Genomic DNA, 222 nt, shown 5'->3' with positions numbered 1-222 from the left:
AATAGCTGTAGACCCCCGGAGAGGCCGGACGCCCGTTTATGCGACCATCCCAACTATCGCTGTCCGGTCCGTACGACCAGACAAGCTGGCCCCACCGGTCGTATAGCTCCAGGGTCTCTATTCGTTCCGAACCAGGGCCCAGGTAAAGAATCAAGTGGTCGTTGAGACCATCCCCGTTGGGGCTGAAAGCCGTAGGAAGATAGTAGCGGGGCAGGTTGTCGA

The 222-nt window shown here is 58.6% G+C and carries 1 protein-coding gene; it reads right to left on the bottom strand.

Annotation, left to right across the window (positions count from 1 at the left end; translation table 11 throughout):
- The coding region (locus MRS74_RS24300; protein ID WP_368671329.1) for a T9SS type B sorting domain-containing protein at positions 1 to 214 on the bottom strand (214 nt) is incomplete at its 3' end.
- Between the last annotated feature and the right edge of the window lie 8 nt (positions 215 to 222).

The organism is Marinobacterium sedimentorum (assembly GCF_024267675.1).
Lineage (GTDB): Bacteria > Pseudomonadota > Gammaproteobacteria > Pseudomonadales > Balneatricaceae > Marinobacterium_A > Marinobacterium_A sedimentorum.
The sequence above is the reverse complement of the archived record's forward strand: the minus strand, read 5'-3'. Positions and strand labels throughout refer to the sequence as shown.